We start from the raw sequence: 2,583 nt of genomic DNA on the forward strand, positions 1-2,583 counted from the left end.
CCGCCCGTGGCGGCGGGTGCTCCGGTCACAGGCCTCGGGCAGCGCGCAGGCCCCGAGCTATCTGCCGCAGGCCAACGAGGTCGCGCGCCGGTTCGCGGAGTCGGTGGGCGGGCGGCCGCTCAACCTGTTGCTGGAGAGCGTGGGCGGCAAGTCGATCACCGCGCACGTGCTCGGTGGCGCGTCGATGGGAGAGTCGGCGGCGGACGGTGTGATCGACACCGATCACCGGGTCTTCGGCCATCCCGGCCTGTACGTGGTGGACGGTTCCGCCATCCCGGCGAACGTCGGCGTCAACCCGAGCCTGACCATCACCGCGATGGCCGAACGCTTCGCCGCCCGCTACCGCGCCCGCGTCGCCGCGATCGCCACGACGACCTCCACCGCGACCTCCACCGCGACCTCCACCCGGACGATCGGAGCCCCATGACCCAACTCCCTCCCGCAGGGCCGCCATCCGCCTCTCCCCTGCCCAGCTCACTCGGTGCGCTGCGAACCCTGTTCACGCAGGCGACGCCGGCCGCGACCCTGCCCGCGCCCGGCGACTACCTCGTCACGTATGTCGGCCCCGCGCCGCTCAAGGTGATCGCGCCGCGCGCCATCACGATGGGCGGGATGCCCGGGTGGCGGGGCAAGCGTTTCGCCTCCGACGGCACCGCGGTCAACCTGCTCGATGACGGCCGCGGCTCTCTCCGCGAGGCCCTGCCGATGCGGGCCACGCTGGAGACGTCCTGGCTGGACGGCCGACCGACGATCGTGTGCTCCTACGGCCCCGCAGGGCCGGTGCCGTGGCGCTGGGTCCGCGACGAGTTCCGTGCGCTGGACGACCGCCGGCTCCTGGGGTTGACGTTCGTCGGCGGCCCGTGGTCCCGGATCGCCGCGGCTCCGCTACTGCTCACTCGCAGCTAGCCCGCTGCGCGGTGCCGGATCGTCAGCGGTTCGACTCGTACTTCGCGGCCAGGCGCGAGAGCGTCTCGGTGATCCCCTCGGCGTTCTTCTCCGCCATCCCGACGCGCTCCATGACCCGCCCGATCTTCGACTCACGGTTGTCGAAGCTCTCGGTGACCTCGGTCCGCCCGTCGTCGGTCGGGGTGAACTCCCAGCGCCAGCGGTGCCCGGCGGGGTGGGCCCACTCGACGACCTTGAACTCCGGGGTGTCGACATGCTCGGTCACGGTGGAGGTGATGCGGTACGGGACGCCGTACATCCGCATCTTCGTGGTGAACTTCGCGCCCTCGGACAGGGCGGACGGGCCCTTGACGTTGTCGCGGACCGTCCCCGATCCGTCGACGAGGCCGTGCTTCGCCGGGTCGTCGACCAGCGCGAACAACTCGTCGGCGGGGGCGTTGACGGTGACACGCCGGGCGACGACGCGCGGTCCGCGGTCGACTGTGGTGATGGAGGTCATGGGTGGACCGGTCCTCTCGGAAGACGTCGATGACGGTTCAGGCCACGAGGTGGCTCGGGTCAGTGGGCCTGCCTTCCGACCACCGTACGCCCGAGTTCCGCCATGTTCCCGGCGACCGCACCGAGTCCCGCACCCATGACGAGTCCCGGGGCCAGACCTGCCGGGCCCGCGACCGCGAGCCCGATGATCAGACCGACCCCGGCCCCGTAGACGAGTCCCACACCGACCAATGGTCCGGCCGCGTGCGATCTCATGACCTCACCCTCATGACCTCACCGTAGACCCGGGCGGGACGCCCATCAACGCTGCTCGCCGGAGAGGACTGCGGTGGTACGGCGGTGCGGTGACGAGGCGGTCACGCAGCCGTCTTGCGCCCGACCACCTTGGCGAGCGAGACCGGCTCCGCACCGGTGGCCATGGCGTAGAGGACGATGAGTGAGCCGCCGATGCCGACCCACACCGCATAGGCGGTTCCCACCGACAGGCCCCTCATCGCGCAGGCCAGCCCGGCCATGCTCACGACCAGGGCGACTCCGACCACAACCGACGGATCCGTCTCGCTGACCGACGAACTGCGGCATCATCCCCAGTGCGCCACCCTCCGGACGACCGGACCGAGCGCCCCTCGAAAGGACCCCCATTGATCACCCTCACCGTCCTCTACGGAACCCCCGACGACGTCGAGAAGTTCGACGAGTACTACGACGGGACACACATCCCCCTCGCCCGCGCGGTGCCCGGCCTCGAGGATGCCAAGGTCACGCGCTTCCTGCCCGGCCCGGACGGCTCCGCTCCCGAGTTCCATCTGATGGCCCAGCTGTTCTTCGCGGACGCCGAGGCGATGGGGGCCGCGATGTCCACCGATGAGGGCCGGGCACTGGCGGCGGACGGCGCGAACCTCGGGATCACCCCGACGATGCTCGTGGGCTCCACCGAGTAGTTGCCGGGAACGCGCGGCAGCGGTGGCGTGGGTACGGTGAGCCCACCATGACCCCTCCCCACTCCCCCTCGGGGCCTGCACAGCCCAACCGGGCGCTCGACCGCCCGCTGGCGGTGGTCGTGATCGGCGCCGGCGCGATCGGGACCGCGGTGGCGGAGTCCCTGGAGAACGGCGACGTGCCCGGGGCGAAGCTCATCGCGGTGCTGCGCTCGAGCAGCACCCACGGGGAGATCGCGGC

Annotated in this window: 5 protein-coding genes and 2 pseudogenes; 4 read left to right on the top strand and 3 right to left on the bottom strand. The window is 71.4% G+C overall.

The genetic code is table 11. The features are described from left to right. A partial coding sequence (locus G6027_RS14545) for a GMC family oxidoreductase (RefSeq protein ID WP_241727155.1) occupies positions 1 to 427 on the top strand: 427 nt, incomplete at its 5' end. Continuing rightward, positions 424 to 906, top strand: a complete 483-nt coding sequence (locus G6027_RS14550) for a hypothetical protein (RefSeq protein WP_182637797.1) — start codon at positions 424 to 426, stop codon at positions 904 to 906. The genes G6027_RS14545 and G6027_RS14550, both read left to right, overlap by 4 nt. A gap of 22 nt (positions 907 to 928) precedes the next feature. Here G6027_RS14550 and G6027_RS14555 read toward each other — a convergent pair whose 3' ends face one another. The 3 genes and pseudogenes from G6027_RS14555 to G6027_RS14565 all read right to left on the bottom strand — a co-directional run. Then, positions 929 to 1,405, bottom strand: coding sequence for an SRPBCC family protein (locus G6027_RS14555; protein ID WP_182637798.1), 477 nt, complete (start codon positions 1,403 to 1,405; stop codon positions 929 to 931). 59 nt (positions 1,406 to 1,464) lie between these two features. After that, positions 1,465 to 1,659, bottom strand: coding sequence for a hypothetical protein (locus tag G6027_RS14560; protein ID WP_182637799.1), 195 nt, complete (start codon positions 1,657 to 1,659; stop codon positions 1,465 to 1,467). A gap of 101 nt (positions 1,660 to 1,760) precedes the next feature. After that, positions 1,761 to 1,967, bottom strand: a pseudogene (locus tag G6027_RS14565) (SMR family transporter); the annotation flags it as partial. A 78-nt stretch (positions 1,968 to 2,045) separates the two neighbouring features. Here G6027_RS14565 and G6027_RS14570 point away from each other — a divergent pair. Both G6027_RS14570 and G6027_RS14575 read left to right on the top strand, forming a co-directional pair. Next, positions 2,046 to 2,345: an EthD family reductase gene (locus G6027_RS14570; protein WP_182637801.1), complete on the top strand. Its 300-nt coding sequence runs from the start codon at positions 2,046 to 2,048 to the stop codon at positions 2,343 to 2,345. A 47-nt stretch (positions 2,346 to 2,392) separates the two neighbouring features. After that, a pseudogene (locus tag G6027_RS14575) lies at positions 2,393 to 2,583 on the top strand (hypothetical protein); the annotation flags it as partial.

The organism is Dietzia sp. SLG310A2-38A2 (assembly GCF_014145095.1).
GTDB lineage: Bacteria > Actinomycetota > Actinomycetes > Mycobacteriales > Mycobacteriaceae > Dietzia.